The sequence below is a fragment of the Duganella zoogloeoides genome, from assembly GCF_034479515.1.
In the GTDB taxonomy this organism is placed as follows: domain Bacteria; phylum Pseudomonadota; class Gammaproteobacteria; order Burkholderiales; family Burkholderiaceae_D; genus Rugamonas; species Rugamonas zoogloeoides.
Map to the genome: position 1 here is coordinate 390,078 of NZ_CP140152.1, position 18,926 is coordinate 409,003.

Annotated in this window: 13 protein-coding genes, 2 tRNA genes, 3 rRNA genes and 1 riboswitch; of the genes, 5 read left to right on the forward strand and 13 right to left on the reverse strand. The window is 61.6% G+C overall.

The window, feature by feature from the left end; all coding sequences use genetic code 11:
• Position 1: 1 nt before the first annotated feature.
• From SR858_RS01780 to cobT, 13 genes are all read right to left on the reverse strand, one after another.
• Positions 2-1,468, reverse strand: a complete 1,467-nt coding sequence (locus SR858_RS01780; RefSeq protein ID WP_019924917.1) for a cobyric acid synthase — start codon at positions 1,466-1,468, stop codon at positions 2-4.
• Positions 1,468-2,349 carry a cobalamin-binding protein gene (locus tag SR858_RS01785; protein WP_019924916.1) on the reverse strand — a complete coding sequence of 294 codons (882 nt, stop codon included), beginning with the start codon at positions 2,347-2,349 and terminating at the stop codon, positions 1,468-1,470. Before SR858_RS01785 ends, SR858_RS01780 begins: the two co-directional genes overlap by 1 nt.
• Positions 2,346-3,326, reverse strand: coding sequence for a threonine-phosphate decarboxylase CobD (cobD, locus tag SR858_RS01790; RefSeq protein WP_019924915.1), 981 nt, complete (start codon positions 3,324-3,326; stop codon positions 2,346-2,348). Before cobD ends, SR858_RS01785 begins: the two co-directional genes overlap by 4 nt.
• A complete protein-coding gene (gene cbiB / locus SR858_RS01795) occupies positions 3,319-4,299 on the reverse strand; it encodes an adenosylcobinamide-phosphate synthase CbiB (RefSeq protein ID WP_019924914.1) in 981 nt (326 codons plus the stop codon). Before cbiB ends, cobD begins: the two co-directional genes overlap by 8 nt.
• Positions 4,296-4,844, reverse strand: a complete 549-nt coding sequence (gene cobU / locus SR858_RS01800) for a bifunctional adenosylcobinamide kinase/adenosylcobinamide-phosphate guanylyltransferase (RefSeq protein WP_019924913.1) — start codon at positions 4,842-4,844, stop codon at positions 4,296-4,298. Before cobU ends, cbiB begins: the two co-directional genes overlap by 4 nt.
• On the reverse strand, positions 4,841-6,121 hold the full coding sequence (locus SR858_RS01805) for a cobyrinate a,c-diamide synthase (protein WP_040378230.1): 1,281 nt from the start codon (positions 6,119-6,121) through the stop codon (positions 4,841-4,843). The genes cobU and SR858_RS01805 overlap by 4 nt, the downstream gene beginning before the upstream one ends.
• 23 nt (positions 6,122-6,144) lie before the next feature.
• Positions 6,145-6,780 carry a cob(I)yrinic acid a,c-diamide adenosyltransferase gene (gene cobO, locus SR858_RS01810; RefSeq protein ID WP_019924911.1) on the reverse strand — a complete coding sequence of 212 codons (636 nt, stop codon included), beginning with the start codon at positions 6,778-6,780 and terminating at the stop codon, positions 6,145-6,147.
• A complete protein-coding gene (locus SR858_RS01815) occupies positions 6,777-7,550 on the reverse strand; it encodes an ABC transporter ATP-binding protein (protein ID WP_040378229.1) in 774 nt (257 codons plus the stop codon). The genes cobO and SR858_RS01815 overlap by 4 nt, the downstream gene beginning before the upstream one ends.
• Before the next feature lie 8 nt (positions 7,551-7,558).
• Entirely contained in the window at positions 7,559-8,581 is a 1,023-nt protein-coding gene (locus tag SR858_RS01820) for a FecCD family ABC transporter permease (protein ID WP_019924909.1), read from the reverse strand.
• A gap of 106 nt (positions 8,582-8,687) precedes the next feature.
• Positions 8,688-10,538, reverse strand: coding sequence for a TonB-dependent receptor domain-containing protein (locus SR858_RS01825; RefSeq protein WP_019924908.1), 1,851 nt, complete (start codon positions 10,536-10,538; stop codon positions 8,688-8,690).
• Positions 10,539-10,624: 86 nt separating this feature from the next.
• A riboswitch (cobalamin riboswitch) is annotated at positions 10,625-10,842 on the reverse strand.
• 121 nt (positions 10,843-10,963) lie between these two features.
• A complete protein-coding gene (locus SR858_RS01830; protein ID WP_019924907.1) occupies positions 10,964-11,527 on the reverse strand; it encodes a histidine phosphatase family protein in 564 nt (187 codons plus the stop codon).
• Between the two features lie 4 nt (positions 11,528-11,531).
• Positions 11,532-12,314 carry an adenosylcobinamide-GDP ribazoletransferase gene (locus SR858_RS01835; RefSeq protein ID WP_019924906.1) on the reverse strand — a complete coding sequence of 261 codons (783 nt, stop codon included), beginning with the start codon at positions 12,312-12,314 and terminating at the stop codon, positions 11,532-11,534.
• 3 nt (positions 12,315-12,317) lie between these two features.
• A complete protein-coding gene (gene cobT / locus SR858_RS01840) occupies positions 12,318-13,352 on the reverse strand; it encodes a nicotinate-nucleotide--dimethylbenzimidazole phosphoribosyltransferase (protein ID WP_019924905.1) in 1,035 nt (344 codons plus the stop codon).
• Positions 13,353-13,781: 429 nt separating this feature from the next.
• On the opposite strand from cobT, the gene SR858_RS01845 reads away from it, so the two are divergent.
• The 5 genes from SR858_RS01845 (at position 13,782) to rrf (ending at position 18,909) form a co-directional block, all read left to right on the forward strand.
• A 16S ribosomal RNA gene (locus tag SR858_RS01845) occupies positions 13,782-15,310 on the forward strand.
• A gap of 77 nt (positions 15,311-15,387) precedes the next feature.
• Positions 15,388-15,464 (forward strand) — tRNA-Ile (locus SR858_RS01850).
• 11 nt (positions 15,465-15,475) lie between these two features.
• Positions 15,476-15,551, forward strand: a tRNA-Ala gene (locus SR858_RS01855).
• A gap of 221 nt (positions 15,552-15,772) precedes the next feature.
• Positions 15,773-18,646 (forward strand): 23S ribosomal RNA (locus SR858_RS01860).
• Between the two features lie 150 nt (positions 18,647-18,796).
• Positions 18,797-18,909 (forward strand): 5S ribosomal RNA (gene rrf / locus SR858_RS01865).
• The 16S, 23S and 5S rRNA genes sit together here with 2 tRNA genes alongside, the layout of an rRNA operon.
• The last annotated feature ends 17 nt before the right edge of the window (positions 18,910-18,926 follow it).

Consider the following 18,926-nt stretch of genomic DNA (forward strand, 5'->3'; position numbering starts at 1 on the left):
TTCAGTGCACCGCCTTGAGCGTGGTGAGGGCCTTCAGCGCATCGTACAGCGGCTGGGTGGCGTCGGCGATGCGTTCCAGGCTGGCCTCGCGCAGGGCGGCCGTATCGACCGTGTTCTGTGTATCGAGTCCGGCCCAGCGCAGCAGCGCGCTGCATGCCTGTGGCGTGTCGAACAGGCCGTGCAAATAGGTGCCAAGAATCTGGCCGTCGGCGGACACCGCGCCCTCGGGCCGGCCGTCGATCCTGAACGCCGGCCGTGCCAGCGCGTCGCCGGTCGAAGTGCCCATGTGGATTTCGTAGCCCGTCACTGGCGCGCCGTCGTCGTTGAAAGCGCAACGGCCATGCACCTGCACCAGCCGCTTGTGCGGCGTCATTTCGGTGGACATGTCGAGCAGGCCCAGGGCCGGTGAAGCGCCGGCATGGCCCTCCATGCCGAGGGGATCAAGCACGCTGGTACCCAGCATCTGGAAACCGCCGCACACGCCGATCACCTTGCCGCCGTAGCGCAGGTGGCGCGCGATGGCGGCGGGCCAGCCTTGCGTGTGCAGCCACGCCAGGTCGCCGCGCGTGTTCTTGCTGCCCGGGAGGATGATCAGGTCCGCCGGCGGTATCGGCTCGCCCTGGCGCACGAAGCGCAGGTCCACGTCCGGGTGCGCGCGCAGCGCGTCGAAGTCGGTGTGGTTGCTCATGCGCGGCAGGCTCGGGACCACCACGCGAAACGCGCCGGTCGAGGCCTGCACCGCCTGCACCGCATCCTCCGCATCGAGGAACAAGCCATGCAAATACGGCAGCACGGCCAGCACCGGTTTGCCGGTTTGCTGTTCCAGCCATTCCAGGCCCGGTTCGAGCAGCTTGATGTCGCCCCTGAAACGGTTGATCACGAAACCGATGGTGCGCGCCCGCTCGCTCTCCGACAGGCACGACAAGGTGCCCACCAGGTGAGCGAACACGCCACCGCGGTCGATGTCGGCCACCAGGATCACCGGGCAATCGACCTTCTCGGCAAAACCCATGTTGGCGATGTCGCGCGAGCGCAGGTTGATTTCAGCCGGGCTGCCGGCGCCTTCGACCATCACGCAATCGTATTGCGCCAGCAGGCGCTGGTGCGATTCCAGTACGGCTTCCATCGCCACCGTTTTGTAGCGGTGGTAGTCGCGCGCATTCATCTCGGCGCGTACCTGGCCGTGGATGATCACTTGCGCGCCGATATCGCTCGAAGGTTTTAATAGCACCGGGTTCATGTCGGTGTGCGGCGCCACGCCGGCGGCAATCGCCTGCAGCGCCTGGGCGCGGCCGATCTCGCCGCCGTCGGCTGTCACCGCGCTGTTGAGCGCCATGTTTTGCGGCTTGAACGGCGCCACGCGCACGCCGTCGCGCTTGAGCAGCCGGCACAGCGCCGCCACCACGGTGCTTTTGCCGGCGTCGGACGTGGTGCCTTGCACCATCAGGGTCGTGTAAGGAAACGCCATCAGTTCTTCCGCCGCTGGCGGGCCTGCTCCAGCATCTCGCACATGGCGCGGGTGCCGTCCACCATGCGAGGGCCGGCGCGGTTGAGCAGTTCGCCGTCGAGCGTAAACAGGTTGCCGTTGCGGACCGCTTTCATGGTGGTGTACTGCTTCCACAGCGTGACGCCGCCGTAGTCCTTTTCGGCGGTGCCGAAGATCGCTTCGGGATCGGCTAGCAGCACGCCTTCGATGCTGACCACCGGCGCCGTCACCTTCAGGTCGGCAAAGATGTTGACGCCGCCGCACACGCGCATGGCGTCGGTGACGATCGAGCCGCCGCTCAGGGTATACAGCGGCTTGTCCCACACCTGGTAAAACATGCGTACCGGCGGCCGGCTGGCATACTGTTTCGTCAGCGCGGCAAACTGCGCGCGGATTTGCGCGGCGGCCGGTTGCGCCACGTTTTCCGTGCCCAGCAACTGGCCCAGGCGCTGCACGTTGTCGGCGATGCCGTCGAGTTTCAAGGGTTCGCTGTGGAAGATCGGGATGCCCAGCTGGCGCAAGGTATCGATCTGGCGCTCGGAGCTGCCGTGCATCCAGGCCACGATCAGGTCCGGCTTCATGGCGATCACGCGCTCCATGTCGATTTGCCGGTTGGTGCCAATGCGCGGAATCTTCCTGGCCGCTTCCGGGTAGTCGCTATAGGTGACGGCGCCGACGATGCGCTCGCCACCGCCGGCCGCGAACAGCAGCTCGGTCACGTGCGGCGACATGGCGACGATGCGCTGCGCCGGCTTGGCCAGGGTGATGATGTTGCCATCGTCGTCGCGCACGGTGATGGCAGCGTTGGCGTTCATCGAGATGGCGGCCAGCGACAGCAGCGCCAGGAGTGTGATGCGTTTCATTTGTCGGTCCATTCTTTCAATGCGGATTCCAGGCGCCGCCAGCCTGCTTCTTCGGGAGGGAGGCCCAGGCGGATGCCGCGCGCGGCCTCGCGGAACAGCCGCACCCACACACCGCGTTCGGCCATGTGCTGCCATAACGCTTCCGGTTGCGGTTCGGCCCACCACTGGAACAGCGGCGTGCCGGTTGAGGCGATGCCGTGGCTGGCGAGCAGCGCGGCCAGGCGTGCGCCCTCCGCGTGCAGGTAGGCGTGGGTGTCGGCTTGCCAGGCCCGGTCGTGCAAAGCGGCGAGCGCGATGTGCTGTGCGGGACCGCTGATGGTCCAGGGGCCTAGCAGGTCGGCCAGGTCGCGCAGCAGGTCGGCGTGGGCGGCCACGAAGCCAAGCCGGATGCCGGCCAGTCCGAAGAATTTTCCAACAGAGCGCAGCACGATCAATCCCGGCTGCCCGCTGTGCGCGGCCACGCTGTTGTGCTGCGCGGTGTCGCCGAACGCTTCATCGACCACCAGCCAGCCGCCGCGTGCGGCCAGCTGCTGCCCCCACGCCAGCAACTGCGCAGCGGGCACGGTGGCGCCGGTGGGATTGTTCGGATTGCAGACCACCACCACGTCGCTGCGCGCGATGGCCGCATCGAGTTCCGCATACGGCGTTTGCGTGAGCGTGTGGCCGTGGCCATGCCAGTGGTGCGCATGTTCGGCATACGAGGGAGCGGCCACTGTCACGCGCGAAGGTCCGCGCATCCGGGGCAGGGCCTGGATCGCGGCTTGCGTGCCGGCCACCGGCAGCATCAGCGGCGCGCCGTAGCATGCTTGCGCTGCTGCGGCCAGTTCCGGCGATGCTTCGGGCAGGCGGTGCCACGCGTTGCCAGGCAGCGCGGGCGCCGGGTACCAGCGTGGATTGAGGCCGGTGGACAGGTCGAGCCAGTCGGAGCGGCCGAAGCGCAGCGTGGCGTCGCGCAGATTGCCGCCGTGTTCAAGCATGGAGCACCTCCAGCAGTTCCAGCAAAAGCGCCAGCGCCAGGCCGGCAATCAGCCACAGCGCGGTGGTGTGCGTAACCAGCTTCCACGCGCGGCTGATATCGACCCCGGTGGCGGGCACGCCGGCGCCGAGCACCGGGCGTTCTTCAAGCTGGCCGTGATAAATGGCTGCGCCGCCCAGTTGTACGCCGAGTGAGCCCGCGCCGCTGGCCATGACCGGGCCGGCGTTGGGGCTGTCCCACAGCGGGGCTTGCGCGCGCCAGCACTGCCAGGCGCGCCGTTTGGCGGCCAGCCCGGGCGCCAGCACCACGTACGACAGTGCGGTCAGCCGCGCGGGCAGGTAATTGAAGGCATCGTCCAGGCGTGCGGCGGCGCAGCCGAAGCGCAGCAGGCGCTCGGTGCGGTAGCCCCACATGGCGTCGAGCGTGTTCGCCATGCGGAACATGACCGCACCCGGACCGCCGCCGACGATGAACCAGAACAGGGTGGCGAATACCGCGTCGTTGCCGTTTTCCAGCAGCGATTCGGCGCTGGCGCGCGTGAGTTCGACTTCGCTGGCGCTGCTGGTATCGCGGCTGACGATGCGCGAGGTGAGATAGCGCGCCTGCGGCAAATCGTTTTGCGCCAGTGCGTGGGCGATGGGGAGGTTGTGCTCGCGCAGGCTGCGCAAGCCGAGGCATACGTACAGCATGGCCGCGTGCACCGCGGCCGCCAGCCAGAAACTCACTGTGGCAGCTGCCCAAACCAGCAGCGCGGCCAGCGCGGTGGCAGGCAGCACGGCCAGCATCCAGGCCAGCACGCCGCGCCGGAAGCGCGCCTTGCCGGTGCCGCGATTGAGCCGGCGTTCCAGCCCGATCGCCAGGTTGCCGAAGCCCACCAGCGGATGCCAGCGGCGTGCTTCGCCCAGCAGCAGGTCCAGCAGCACACCGGCGACCATCAGCACCGCGATGGCGGCAAAGGTCAACCCGGCAATCATCCCTTCAGAACCAGCGGCAGGCCGGCGGCGACGAACACCGCGCGGTCGCAAATGGCGGCCACCGATTGATTGAGGCGGCCCTGCTCGTCGAGGAAGCAGCGCGAGATGGCGCCGAACGGCATGATGCCCAGGCCTACCTCGTTCGATACCAGCACGATGTCGCTGCTGCACTTGGTCAGCGCGCTGGCCAGCATGTCGTGCTGTTCGTGGAACAATGCGGGCAGCGTGATTTCGCCCACGTCCGGGTATTCCTGGCCGCTCGAGAACAGCAGGTTGCTCAGCCAGAGCGTGAGGCAATCGACCAGGATCAGGCGTTCGGGCGACGACCAGCGCAGCAGCTGGTTGCCCAGTGCCAGCGGTTCTTCCACCGTGGTCCACTCGCCGGGGCGGCTGCCCTTGTGATGGGCGATGCGCGCTGCCATTTCGGCGTCGCCGGCCGTGGCGGTGGCGATATAAACGACTTCCTTGCCGGACTCGATGGCCAGGCGTTCGGCGTAGGCGCTCTTGCCCGAGCGCGCGCCTCCCAGAACCAGTGTACGTGTCATCCGTGTCTCCTCATGAACAAGGCGGCTGCCGCCGCCGGGTTGGATGGGTAATATGCGTGAAAATACGAAGCGGTCAATGAGCCAACGCGATACCAGGCTTCACCCTGGATTGCGGAGGGGTGCTTGATTGTATGCGCGGCTGGCGCCACTGTGGTTGTCAGTTTTGAATAATGAAAGGTGTGCCCGCGCAGAATGCCGTCGTCGGTGAGCAGTGCCTGCGGTCCCAGGCCGGCCAGGCGTGGCTGCATCGCCACAGCACCCGGCAGCAGGCCGGCCATCGGCCATGCTTGCCCCTGCTGGTCGGCGAGGGTATCGGCCAGCGCCATCATGCCGCCGCATTCCGCTACGATGGGCGTGCCGACGGCGTGCGCTGCGCGGATCGAGGCGCGCCAGGTGGCAGCTGCACTCAACGCCGGTGCGTGCAGTTCGGGATAGCCGCCGGGCAGGTACACCGCGTGCGCCTCGGTTGGCACCGGTTCGTCGGCCAGCGGCGAGAAGAAAGTCAGCTCGGCGCCCAGCGCGCGCAGCAGGTCCAGGTTGGCGGGATACAGGAACATGAAGGCAGCGTCGCGGGCAATCGCAATCGTCGTGCCGTGCAGTGGCGTCGCTTCGAGGGGCGCTGCTGGCGCTGCAGGCATCTCGATGCGTACCGGCGCCAGGGCTTCCCACGCCGCTTCGTCGAACATCAGCTGGTCGGCCAGTTGGTCGAGCAGGGCATCGAGGTTATGGATTTCGCCGGGGACCACCAGGCCCAGGTGGCGCTCCGGCAGCGATACCTGCTGGCGCGGCATGGTGGCAAACAGCGGGATGTCGCGCAGCGATGCGGCCACCATCTTGCCGTGGTTTTCGCTGGCGATGCGGTTGGCGATCACGCCAGCCATCTGCACCGGGCCGTAGTCGCGCAGGCCCATCACGATGGCGCCGGCTGTCTGCGCCATGGCGGAAGCATCGATCACGGCCAGTACCGGCACGCCGAAGGTGCGCGCGACATCGGCCGACGATGGCGTGCCGTCATATAAGCCCATCACGCCTTCGATCAGGATCACGTCCGCTTCTTGCGCGGCCTGCGCCAGCTGGCTGCGGCAATGTCCGAGCCCCACCATCCACAGGTCGAGCGTGCGCACCGGCGCACCGGTGGCGCGTTCGAGCAGCATCGGATCGATGAAGTCGGGACCGCACTTGAACACGCGCACGCGGCGGCCCAGCTTGACCAGCTTGCGCGCCAGCGCGGCGGTGCAGGTGGTCTTGCCCTGGCCGGACGATACCGCCGCCACCATCACCACTTTCACATCGAGGTAATTCACCACTCGGTACCCAGCTGCGCGGCGATGCCCGCCTTGAACGCGTGCTTTATGACCGTCATATCGGTGACCGTGTCGGCAATCGCGATCAGCTCCTGTGGCGCGCCGCGGCCGGTGATCACCACGTGCTGCATTTGCGGCCGCGCCAGCAGGTCGTTGATGACCATTTCCACGTCGAGGTAGCGGTACTTGAGGGCGATGTTGAGTTCGTCGAGCACCACCAGGCCATACGCGGGGTCGTCGAGGAAGCGCTTGGCCTGTTCCCATGCCAGCGTGGCTTTTTCGATGTCGCGTTCGCGGTTCTGGGTCTCCCAGGTGTAGCCTTCGCCCATGGTGTGGAAGCTTACTTCGTCGGGGAAGCGGCGCAGGAACTGTTCTTCGCCGGTGGCCATCGCACCCTTGATGAACTGCACCACGCCGACCTTCATGTTGTGGCCCAGCGCGCGCGCCACCATGCCGAACGCGCTCGAGCTCTTGCCCTTGCCGTTGCCGGTGTTGACGATGATGATGCCGATCTGCTTGTTGGCGGACGCAATCTGGGCATCGATGATGGCTTTCTTGCGCTCCATGCGCACGCGATGGCGCTCGTTCAGGGCGGCGTCGCCGGTATCAAGAGTGTTGGTCTGTTCGGTCATGGTGTCTCCTCGGAAGGGATGAAGATGCTGCGGTGGCCGTGGCGGATGATTTCTATCGGGTGGCCCAGGTAGTCGCCCAGGATATCGGCGCGCATCACGTCCTCCCTGTCGCCGGCCAGCCAGCGGCCATCGCCGCGCAGCAGCAGCGCGTGGGTGGAGACGCTGTGCGCCAGGGTCAGGTCGTGGCCGATCATGACGACGGTCTTGCCCTGCTCGCGGCACAGGCGCGCCAGCTGCGTCATCACGCTCACCTGGTGCGCCAGGTCGAGCGCATTGGCCGGTTCGTCGAGCAGCAGCAGCGGCGTGTCCTGCGCCAGCATGGCGGCAATCGCCACCCGCTGGCGCTCGCCGCCCGATAGGGTACGCACGTCGCGGCGGGCCAGGTCGGCCACTTCCATCGACGCCAGGGAGGCCAGTGCGATGGCGTGATCGTCGCTGCCTTCCCAGTAGCGGTGGTCGTGGTACGGGTGGCGCGCCGAGAGCACGGTTTCGATCACGGTGTAGGCAAAAGCGTCGCTGCGGCTTTGCGCCAGAAAGGCGCGCTGGCGCGCCAGTTCGGCCAGCGGCCAGTCGTTTAACGCGCGCTCGCGGATCGATACGGTCCCGGCGTCGGGTGGGCGCAAACCGGCCAGGGTGCGCAGCAGGGTGCTTTTGCCGGCGCCGTTGCGGCCGATCACGCTCCAGCATTCGCCAGCGCGCACCTGCCAGTCGAGGTTGGCGATCAGCTGGCGCTGGCCGATGTTCAGGGATAGTCGATGGGTGCTGATCATCATGGGAATCACTTGCGCAGCCGGTGCAACTGGTAGAGGAACACTGGCGCGCCCACCAGCGCAGTGATCACGCCAACGGGCAGCTGTTCCGGCGCGATGATGGTGCGCGCCAGCGTATCGGCCAGCATCAGGTAGGTACCGCCGGCCAGCGTGGCTGCAGGAATCAGCAGGCGGTGGTCGGGACCGACCGCGAAGCGGCATGCGTGCGGTACGATCAGCCCCACGAAGCCGATGCTGCCGGCGGTAGTGACCGCGCTGGCGGTGAGCAGGCCCGAAACGAAAAACAGACCCTTGCGCAGCGCGCCCACGCGGATGCCCAGCGTGGCGGCGGCTTCCGCGTGCAGCGCCATCACGTTCATGGCGCGCGCATTTTTGACTGCGAACAGCAGCGCGGCCACCAGCACCACGCACGGCATCCAGCGCAGCGGCGCGCCGGCCATGTCGCCGATCATCCAGAACACCATGCTGCGCAGGCGGCTGTCGGGTGCGATCGACAGCATCAATGTCACCAGCGCCATGCAGGCCGAGGACAAAATCACGCCGGTGAGCAGCAGCAGGGCGGTGCCGCCATCGGCTGCGGACCCGCCGCGCAAATCGCGCCGTGCCAGCAGGTACAGCAGCATGGAGACGGCCACCGCGCCGCCGAAGGCCGCCGCATCGACCATCCACGCCGCGCACATGAACATCAATGCCGCCAGCGCGCCGACCGAAGCGCCGGCAGAAATACCCAGCACATAAGGATCGGCCAGCGGGTTGCGCAGCAAGGCCTGCATCATCACGCCCGCCAGCGACAACGCCGCGCCGGTAATGAAAGCGGTGAGCGCACGATGCACGCGCAGGTCGAGCAGGGTGGCGGCCAGCGTCGACTTCTCGCCATGGAGCAGATTGGCTATCGCCGCCGGCATATCGGCAAGCGGCACCTCAACCGACCCGGTCATCCCCGAAAACACCAGTCCCGCCAGCGCGAACAGCGCCAGGCCGCCCAACACCACGGCGGCGCGCTGCTGCAACTTGCGAGAAAAATCAGCCATTTACTCTTTCCTAAAATTCGGGGTCAGTGCCGACATTTAGACACAGGCTCTGCAATGATAAAGCAGAGGTCGTGTCCGAATGTCGGCACTGACCCCGAAGTGGGGATTACTTGTAGCCGTAGCGGATGCCGGCAAAGACTTTGGCGCCCGGGGTATTGTAGTAGCGGGCCAGGTCGTATTGTTTGTCGCCGATGTTATTCCAGCGTACCAGAGCGGACCAGTCACGGGTGAAGGCATACATGGCGTACAGGTTTACCAGGCCGTAGCCGCCCAGGCGGACGGTGTTGGCGGCGTTTTCGAAGCGGGCGCTCGACAGCTCCACTTCCACGCCCGCTTTCAGGGCGCCGGTGCCGTAATCGGCGGTGATGTTGGCGTGGCGCTTGGCGCGGCGGATCAGGCGTTTGCCGGTGGTGTCGTCCTGCGGCTCTCGCAGGTCGGCGTTGGCGCCCAGGTTGACGCCCATCACGCGCGTCGCGGCCGACAGGGTGATGCCTTCCAGCGTGGCGCGGTTGACGTTGTAGGCGCAGCCGCTGGTGTAGCCGCCACCGAACGGGCACGGATTGGTGTTAACCAGCATGTCGGTCAGCCGATTGCGGTAGTAGCCGGCGCTCATCGCGTTGACACCGTCGTCGTAGCGCAGGCCCACTTCGGCGTTGCGGCCTTTTTCCGGCCGGTTGGCGGCGTTGCCATAGTTCGGGAAGTACAACTCGTTGTAGGTCGGCGCGCGGAAGCTGCTGCCATAGCTGGCGGTGACGCGCAGCGCCCGGGTGAACTGGTAGCCATAGCCGATGGCGCCGGTGTTCTTGTTACCGTAAACCGAATTGTCGCGCCGTGCGCTGGCGCTGAGCAGGTGCGCGCCACGGCGGGCGTTGTACGACGCCGCGAACGAATTGGTGTTGCGGTCGCGGTTCATGGCGGCCGCGCCGTTGGTGTCCACTTCTTCCTTGCGGTGCTCGTACAGCAGTTGCAGCGTGTCGCCGCCGATCGTCACGTCGTTTTGCCAGGTGATGAAGCTTTGTTCGGTATCGATACGGGTGTAGCCGGCAGCGGTGGCGTTAATGTAGTTGGCGCCCTTGTCGCGGGTTTCGGAATACTGCAGCAGGCTGCGCCACGATGGCAGCAGCTGCGCCCTGGCGAATACGCTGGCGGTGTCGATGGTGTTCTCGCTACGCGTGTCGTAGCTGGACAAGCCCGAATCGTATTGCGCATCGAGGCGGCTATGCAGGAACAGCGCGCCTGCTTCCACGCCCTTGGCCAGTTGCAAGCCGAATTGGCCGGAGACGTTTTCCTTGTCGTAGCCGTCGTCGTCCGGATTGTACGAGGACAGGCCGGGACGGGTGGTGGAGAAGCCATCCGACTTTTCCTTGCCGGCGCTGATGGCGTAGCTGAAGCTGTGCTCACCGCCGGTGCTGCCGGACACCGTGGCATCGGCTTCGCGCGTGTTATCGCTGCCGTAGCCGGCGAAACCGGTGACGGCCGGCGTGCCCTGGCCCTTTTTGGTAAAGATCTGGATCACGCCGCCGATGGCGTCCGCGCCGTACAGGGAACTCAAGGGGCCATAGACGATTTCGATGCGGTCGATGGCGGTGAGCGGAATCGCGCTCCAGTTGGCGGCGCCCGTCGTCGATGATCCGATGCGCACGCCATCGACCAGCACGATGCTCTGGTTGCTGTTGGCGCCGCGTATATAGACGTTCGACGAGCTGCCTGCGCCGCCGTTGCGCGTGACCTCGATGCCGCGCTGGCGCTTGAGCAGATCGATGATGGAGCCCGCGCCCGTCCGGGCGATCTGTTCGGCGTCGATGATGGTGCTGTCGCTGATGACGTCGGCCAGCGCTTGCGGCGTGCGGGTGGCCGTAACCAGTACCGTGGATGCAGGTTCTGCGTGAGCGTGGCAGGTGGCCAGGACGAAAGCGAAGGCGGGCAAGGGCAGCGCCGGGGTAAAGCGAAGGATCATGATTGCTGTTTCTGTAAAGGGCAACCGGCCAGCATCCCGCAGGCCAGATTGAACAGAAGCGCATGGCGGCGCGTGCGCCGGCTCGTGTGCTTCCACCAGGTTTGGCCGGTATCCGGGCTGACAAGCGGCCAATCCACCTTCCCATGCAGCGCACAGTGGTTGTCAGGACTGGGTTGTCGCCATAGGCGACGCTTGTTGACCGTTGCGGGGGCAGCACACGCAGGCCCGGTCGAGGGGGCTTCGTGTTTCCCGTTTAACTGCGCATCCGGACGGACGCGCGGGCACCAAAACCCGGGCATTATACGGCTTTGTGCCGTGTAGTCCCTCGCGCGCCCGATAAAGCCCTTGGCGCAAGGCGTGGCGACCAGGATAGGGGGGATGGTCGGCAAGAGTGGCTCCCCAGCCATCGAGCCATGACCGCGCGCTTACCTGGCAGAGCGGTGCGGCAGGATCAGCGCTTCGCCATATGGCAGACGGTGCGGCGCGCCGGCCGCTTGCAGCGCCATTGCCAGCGGCGCCAGGCCGGCGTGACAGGCGGCCAGCAACCGCATGGTGCCGGCGTGGCAGACCACGATCGCTGCGCCGTCTGTGCTGTCATCGAGATGGCGCGGCAGGTCGGCATAGAAGGCGGCAACGCGTTCAGCCATCTGCAGCACGCTCTCGCCATTGCCGGGGCGGTAGTTGGCCAGGTCGGCGGTCCATGCATCGACGCCTGCGCGGGGAATGCTGTCCCACGGCTGCATCTCCCAGTCGCCAAAATCCATTTCCATCAGCCGCGCATCGAACACGGGGGCAGGCGTCAGGCGCATCGCCAGCGCCGCGCAGCGTTGCAGAGGACTGGAAAACAGCGGCAGTCCGGCCGGCACCTGGGGCAGCAATGCGGCGACGGCCTGCTCCAGGTGTCCGGGCGCCACTGCCAGGTCGGTGCGGCCGTAGCACATGCCCGGCGCGACGTCTGGCTGCGGGTGGCGGATCAGGACCAGCCGCATGGTGCTAAAAGAACTGGCCGCTGGTATGCAGGCCGGCCAGCACGCACAGGTAGAACATCACTTCCGTCACCTGCTGCACGGCGCCCAGGCAGTCGCCCGTGTAGCCGCCGATGCGGCGCACGAATTTGCGGGCCAGCCAGATGGTGGCCACCAGCGCGCAAGCCACGCCGGACAGCAGCATGGTCCACGACAGCCAGTTCAGCCAGATCAGCAGCAGTGCCGGCGCCAGCGCGGTTACGGCGGCAATGGCAAATTCCGGCGTCGCCATTTTCTGCGCCAGCGGCTTGGCCTTGCCCTCGGCGCGCGCGTAGTCGAGGCGCCAGATCAGCGCCGTGGCCATCAGGCGCGACATCGGGTGCGCGAACAGCAGAGCGGCAATTGCGCCATACGGCGGCAGCATGGTCAGGGTCGCGCACTTGAGCAGCAGCAGGCAGAAGATACCGATCGCGCCGTAGGCGCCGATGCGCGAATCCTTCATGATCTCGAGCACGCGTTCACCGGTCATGCCGCCACCGAAACCGTCGCAGGTATCGGCAAAGCCGTCTTCATGAAACGCGCCGGTGACATAGATGCCGGCTGCCGTGGATAAAATGGCGGCAATCGCCGGCGGGAAAAGCTTAAAGGCGATCGTGTAGACGACACCTGTGATCAGGGCCACCACCACGCCGACGAGCGGAAAGTAGCGCGAAGCCTGGTTCAGCCACGCCGGATCGAATCCCACCCAGCGCGGGATCGGCAGCCGGGTAAAGAACTGCAAGGCGGTGAAGAACAGGCGGAGCTGGTGCATGGGTTAATCCGCCTTGGCGCTGACTTGCGCCGATTCGAACGTGGCCATGCGATTGAGGAAATTGACGGCTGCATGCAGCAGCGGCAGCGCCAGCGCGCAGCCGGTGCCTTCGCCCAGGCGCAGGCCCAGCGACAACAGCGGCTTGGCATCGAGCGCCGCCAGCATTTGGCGGTGGCCTTGTTCGTCGGAGCAGTGGGCGAACACGCAGTAGTCGAGGATGGCCGGTTGCAGCCGTGCGGCCACCAGCAGCGCACTGGTGACGATGAAGCCGTCGATCAGCAGCACCTTGCGCAGTGCTGCCGCCTTGAGCATGGCGCCAGCCATCATGGCGATTTCCAGGCCGCCGAACGTGGCCAGCACGTCGAGCGGCTCATTGACCGAGGCATGGCGGGCCACTGCCGCCTCGATCACGCGCTGCTTGTGCAGTACTCCTGTGGGCGACAGGCCGGTGCCGGCGCCCACGCATTGAGCAACCGGGATGCCGGTGAGTTTGTGCATCAGGGCCGCCGCTGCCGTGGTATTACCGATACCCATTTCACCGAAGCCGACCACATTGCCTTCCAGTTCAGCGGCCAGCGCCATGCCGGCGGCCAGCGCGGCGTGGCAGGTGGCGCGGCTCATGGCCGGCTCCTGGGCAAAATTGTGGGTGCCATTGGCCAGCTTGCGGTCGACCAAACCGTCACGCGGACCGAAGGCGTGGTTGACGCCGGCGTCGATCACTTGCAACGGGCAGTTGTTTTGTTCGGCGAACACATTGATGGCCGCGCCGCCGGCCAGGAAGTTCTCCACCATTTGCCACGTCACGTCCTGCGGATAGGCGGAAATGCCCTCCGTCACCACGCCATGGTCCGCTGCGAACACCAGGATGGCGGGTGAGCGCACGGCGATGTCGCGCGTGTTCTGGATCAGTCCCAGCTGTTTCGCCAGCGATTCCAGCACGCCCAGGCTTCCCAACGGCTTGGTCTTGTTATTAATGGCCTGATCGAGCAGGTCCGACAGGGCATCATCGGCGGTAGGGGAAATAGCAGGAATGAACATATTCTTGTTTATATAAGGAAGAGAGGACCGTTGCTACGATATCACAGAGAATAACGGCCACCCCCTTGCCAGCCCGGATACTCTGCGATATAGTTCTGTCCCTCGCAGAACACTGTGTCAAACACAGAGTGAAACGAGAAAAAAGAAAGTTGACGAGATAAAAGAAACACTTCATAATCTCGCTTCTTCGCTGACAGACAAAACGCTTTGTTGGCAAGCAGTACCGAATAAGTTCTTTAAAAATTAACAGTCGATAAGTGTGGACGTTTGATGACAGTGCACACGCTGCTTGCAGCGTGATACTTAAATTATCAAATGTTCACAAGAAGTAATGAAATAGGCGCTATGAAAATAGTGGCCTGTCAGTATTTTGAGTGAGCGACCCCTTAGCAATAAGGGTGACACGAAAGTGTCAAATAAACAGAGATTAAACTGAAGAGTTTGATCCTGGCTCAGATTGAACGCTGGCGGCATGCCTTACACATGCAAGTCGAACGGCAGCGCGGGGCAACCTGGCGGCGAGTGGCGAACGGGTGAGTAATATATCGGAACGTACCCTGGAGTGGGGGATAACGTAGCGAAAGTTACGCTAATACCGCATACGATCTAAGGATGAAAGTGGGGGATCGCAAGACCTCATGCTCCTGGAGCGGCCGATATCTGATTAGCTAGTTGGTAGGGTAAAAGCCTACCAAGGCATCGATCAGTAGCTGGTCTGAGAGGACGACCAGCCACACTGGAACTGAGACACGGTCCAGACTCCTACGGGAGGCAGCAGTGGGGAATTTTGGACAATGGGCGCAAGCCTGATCCAGCAATGCCGCGTGAGTGAAGAAGGCCTTCGGGTTGTAAAGCTCTTTTGTCAGGGAAGAAACGGGTTTTTCTAATACAGAGATCTAATGACGGTACCTGAAGAATAAGCACCGGCTAACTACGTGCCAGCAGCCGCGGTAATACGTAGGGTGCAAGCGTTAATCGGAATTACTGGGCGTAAAGCGTGCGCAGGCGGTTTTGTAAGACTGTCGTGAAATCCCCGGGCTCAACCTGGGAATGGCGATGGTGACTGCAAGGCTAGAGTTTGGCAGAGGGGGGTAGAATTCCACGTGTAGCAGTGAAATGCGTAGATATGTGGAGGAACACCGATGGCGAAGGCAGCCCCCTGGGTCAAAACTGACGCTCATGCACGAAAGCGTGGGGAGCAAACAGGATTAGATACCCTGGTAGTCCACGCCCTAAACGATGTCTACTAGTTGTCGGGTTTTAATTAACTTGGTAACGCAGCTAACGCGTGAAGTAGACCGCCTGGGGAGTACGGTCGCAAGATTAAAACTCAAAGGAATTGACGGGGACCCGCACAAGCGGTGGATGATGTGGATTAATTCGATGCAACGCGAAAAACCTTACCTACCCTTGACATGGCAGAAATCCTCGAGAGATTGAGGAGTGCTCGAAAGAGAATCTGCACACAGGTGCTGCATGGCTGTCGTCAGCTCGTGTCGTGAGATGTTGGGTTAAGTCCCGCAACGAGCGCAACCCTTGTCATTAGTTGCTACGAAAGAGCACTCTAATGAGACTGCCGGTGACAAACCGGAGGAAGGTGGGGATGACGTCAAGTCCTCATGGCCCTTATGGGTAGGGCTTCACACGTCATACAATGGTACATACAGAGGGCCGCCAACCCGCGAGGGGGAGCTAATCCCAGAAAGTGTATCGTAGTCCGGATTGTAGTCTGCAACTCGACTGCATGAAGTTGGAATCGCTAGTAATCGCGGATCAGCATGTCGCGGTGAATACGTTCCCGGGTCTTGTACACACCGCCCGTCACACCATGGGAGCGGGTTTTACCAGAAGTAGGTAGCTTAACCGCAAGGAGGGCGCTTACCACGGTAGGATTCGTGACTGGGGTGAAGTCGTAACAAGGTAGCCGTATCGGAAGGTGCGGCTGGATCACCTCCTTTCTAGAGTAGCACTGGTCAGTAATGACTCCTCATCAAGCGTTCACACTTATCGACTGTCAATTAGAAGAACAGCATTTGGGGCTGTAGCTCAGCTGGTTAGAGCACCGTGTTGATAACGCGGGGGTCGTTGGTTCGAGTCCAACCAGCCCTACCAGTCTTACCCATGGGGGATTAGCTCAGCTGGGAGAGCACCTGCTTTGCAAGCAGGGGGTCGTCGGTTCGATCCCGTCATCCTCCACCAAGAGTTCAAACGTAAATCAAAGCGATTTAGGTTTGGTCTTTTAGAGACCAAGTGCTGTATGTTCTTTAACAATCTGGAAGAAGTAAGTAGATTTTTATGTGTCGTGTTACGCTAAAACGTAATGCGATGGGTAATGATTGTATGTATCAACAAACGCAACAACGTAGTACTTCTTATTCCTATAAACGCTCCTTGTTTAGTCGCAGGGGCTAACGTTATAGGGACAAGTGAATAAGTGCACATGGTGGATGCCTTGGCGATTACAGGCGATGAAGGACGTAGTAGCTTGCGATAAGCTGCGGGGAGCTAGCAAACAAGCTTTGATCCGCAGATTTCCGAATGGGGAAACCCACCCTTTACAGGGTATTGCATACTGAATACATAGGTATGCAAGGCGAACGCGGCGAACTGAAACATCTAAGTAGCTGCAGGAAAATAAATCAACCGAGATTCCCAAAGTAGTGGCGAGCGAAATGGGAAGAGCCTGTACGTGATAGTCGATTGAATAGTGGAATGCTCTGGAAATGGCAGCCATAGCGGGTGATAGCCCCGTACACGAAATTCAAACGGTGGTACTAAGCGTACGACAAGTAGGGCGGGACACGAGAAATCCTGTCTGAATATGGGGGGACCATCCTCCAAGGCTAAATACTCGTAATCGACCGATAGTGAACCAGTACCGTGAGGGAAAGGCGAAAAGAACCCCGGGAGGGGAGTGAAATAGATCCTGAAACCGTGTGCATACAAACAGTAGGAGCGGACTTGTTCCGTGACTGCGTACCTTTTGTATAATGGGTCAGCGACTTACATTCAGTGGCAAGGTTAACCATATAGGGAAGCCGTAGAGAAATCGAGTCCGAACAGGGCGATAGTCGCTGGGTGTAGACCCGAAACCAAGTGATCTACTCATGGCCAGGATGAAGGTGCGGTAACACGCACTGGAGGTCCGAACCCACTAATGTTGAAAAATTAGGGGATGAGCTGTGGGTAGGGGTGAAAGGCTAAACAAACTTGGAAATAGCTGGTTCTCTCCGAAAACTATTTAGGTAGTGCCTCAAGTATCACCATCGGGGGTAGAGCACTGTTATGGCTAGGGGGTCATCGCGACTTACCAAACCATTGCAAACTCCGAATACCGATGAGTGCGAGCTTGGGAGACAGACGTCGGGTGCTAACGTCCGGCGTCAAGAGGGAAACAACCCAGACCGCCAGCTAAGGTCCCAAAGATTGGCTAAGTGGAAAACGAAGTGGGAAGGCTAAAACAGTCAGGATGTTGGCTTAGAAGCAGCCATCATTTAAAGAAAGCGTAATAGCTCACTGATCGAGTCGTCCTGCGCGGAAGATGTAACGGGGCTAAGCCAGTCACCGAAGCTGCGGATATCCGCAAGGATATGGTAGGAGAGCGTTCTGTAAGCCTGCGAAGGTGTCTTGTAAAGGATGCTGGAGGTATCAGAAGTGCGAATGCTGACATGAGTAGCGATAATGGGGGTGAAAAGCCCCCACGCCGTAAGCCCAAGGTTTCCTGTTCAACGTTCATCGGAGCAGGGTGAGTCGGCCCCTAAGGCGAGGCAGAGATGCGTAGCTGATGGGAAGCAGGTTAATATTCCTGCACCGTCGTATGATGCGATGGGGGGACGGATCGCGGAAGGTTGTCTGCCTGTTGGAATAGGCAGTTTCTGGTTCATAGAAGGCACTTAGGCAAATCCGGGTGCGTAATTCAAGGGACTGGGACGAAGAGCTTCGGCTCTGTAGCAATCGGAAGTGGTTCCAAGAAAAGCCTCTAAGCTTCAGTCATACGAGACCGTACCGCAAACCGACACAGGTGGGCGAGATGAGTATTCTAAGGCGCTTGAGAGAACTCGGGAGAAGGAACTCGGCAAATTGGTACCGTAACTTCGGGAAAAGGTACGCCCCGGTAGCTTGGTCACTTTACTGTGATAGGGCGAAAGGGTTGCAATAAACTGGTGGCTGCGACTGTTTAATAAAAACACAGCACTCTGCAAACACGAAAGTGGACGTATAGGGTGTGACGCCTGCCCGGTGCTGGAAGATTAAATGATGGGGTGCAAGCTCTTGATTGAAGTCCCAGTAAACGGCGGCCGTAACTATAACGGTCCTAAGGTAGCGAAATTCCTTGTCGGGTAAGTTCCGACCTGCACGAATGGCGTAACGATGGCCACACTGTCTCCTCCCGAGACTCAGCGAAGTTGAAGTGTTTGTGATGATGCAATCTACCCGCGGCTAGACGGAAAGACCCCATGAACCTTTACTGTAGCTTTGCATTGGACTTTGAATCAATCTGTGTAGGATAGGTGGGAGGCTTTGAAGCGGGAACGCCAGTTCTCGTGGAGCCAACCTTGAAATACCACCCTGGTTCATTTGAGGTTCTAACCTTGGCCCGTTATCCGGGTCGGGGACAGTGCATGGTAGGCAGTTTGACTGGGGCGGTCTCCTCCTAAAGTGTAACGGAGGAGTTCGAAGGTACGCTAGTTACGGTCGGACATCGTGACGATAGTGCAATGGCATAAGCGTGCTTAACTGCGAGACTGACAAGTCGAGCAGGTACGAAAGTAGGACATAGTGATCCGGTGGTTCTGTATGGAAGGGCCATCGCTCAACGGATAAAAGGTACTCTGGGGATAACAGGCTGATTCCTCCCAAGAGTTCATATCGACGGGGGAGTTTGGCACCTCGATGTCGGCTCATCACATCCTGGGGCTGTAGCCGGTCCCAAGGGTATGGCTGTTCGCCATTTAAAGTGGTACGTGAGCTGGGTTTAAAACGTCGTGAGACAGTTTGGTCCCTATCTGCCGTGGGCGTTGGAAATTTGAAGGGGGCTGCTCCTAGTACGAGAGGACCGGAGTGGACGAACCTCTGGTGTACCGGTTGTCACGCCAGTGGCATTGCCGGGTAGCTAAGTTCGGAAGAGATAACCGCTGAAAGCATCTAAGCGGGAAACTTGCCTTGAGATGAGATTTCCCAGAGCCTTGAGCTCTTTGAAGGGTCGTTCGAGACCAGGACGTTGATAGGCTGGGTGTGGAAGTGCAGTAATGCATTAAGCTAACCAGTACTAATTGCCCGTACGGCTTGTCCCTATAACCTTAGCAGGTTGTAGCGAATAAGAAGTGCGTTGGAACGTTCGTTGATACACAACTTCATTACCCAGGTGAGCATGACTCACCAACTACTTACCAATTCCAGATTCTGAGTAACGTTCACAAGAACGCGACTCGTACAGTTCAATGCCTGATGACCATAGCAAATCGGTCCCACCCCTTCCCATCCCGAACAGGACCGTGAAACGATTTTGCGCCGATGATAGTGCTGCAACCAGTGTGAAAGTAGGTTATCTTCAGGCTAGTTATATAGAAACAG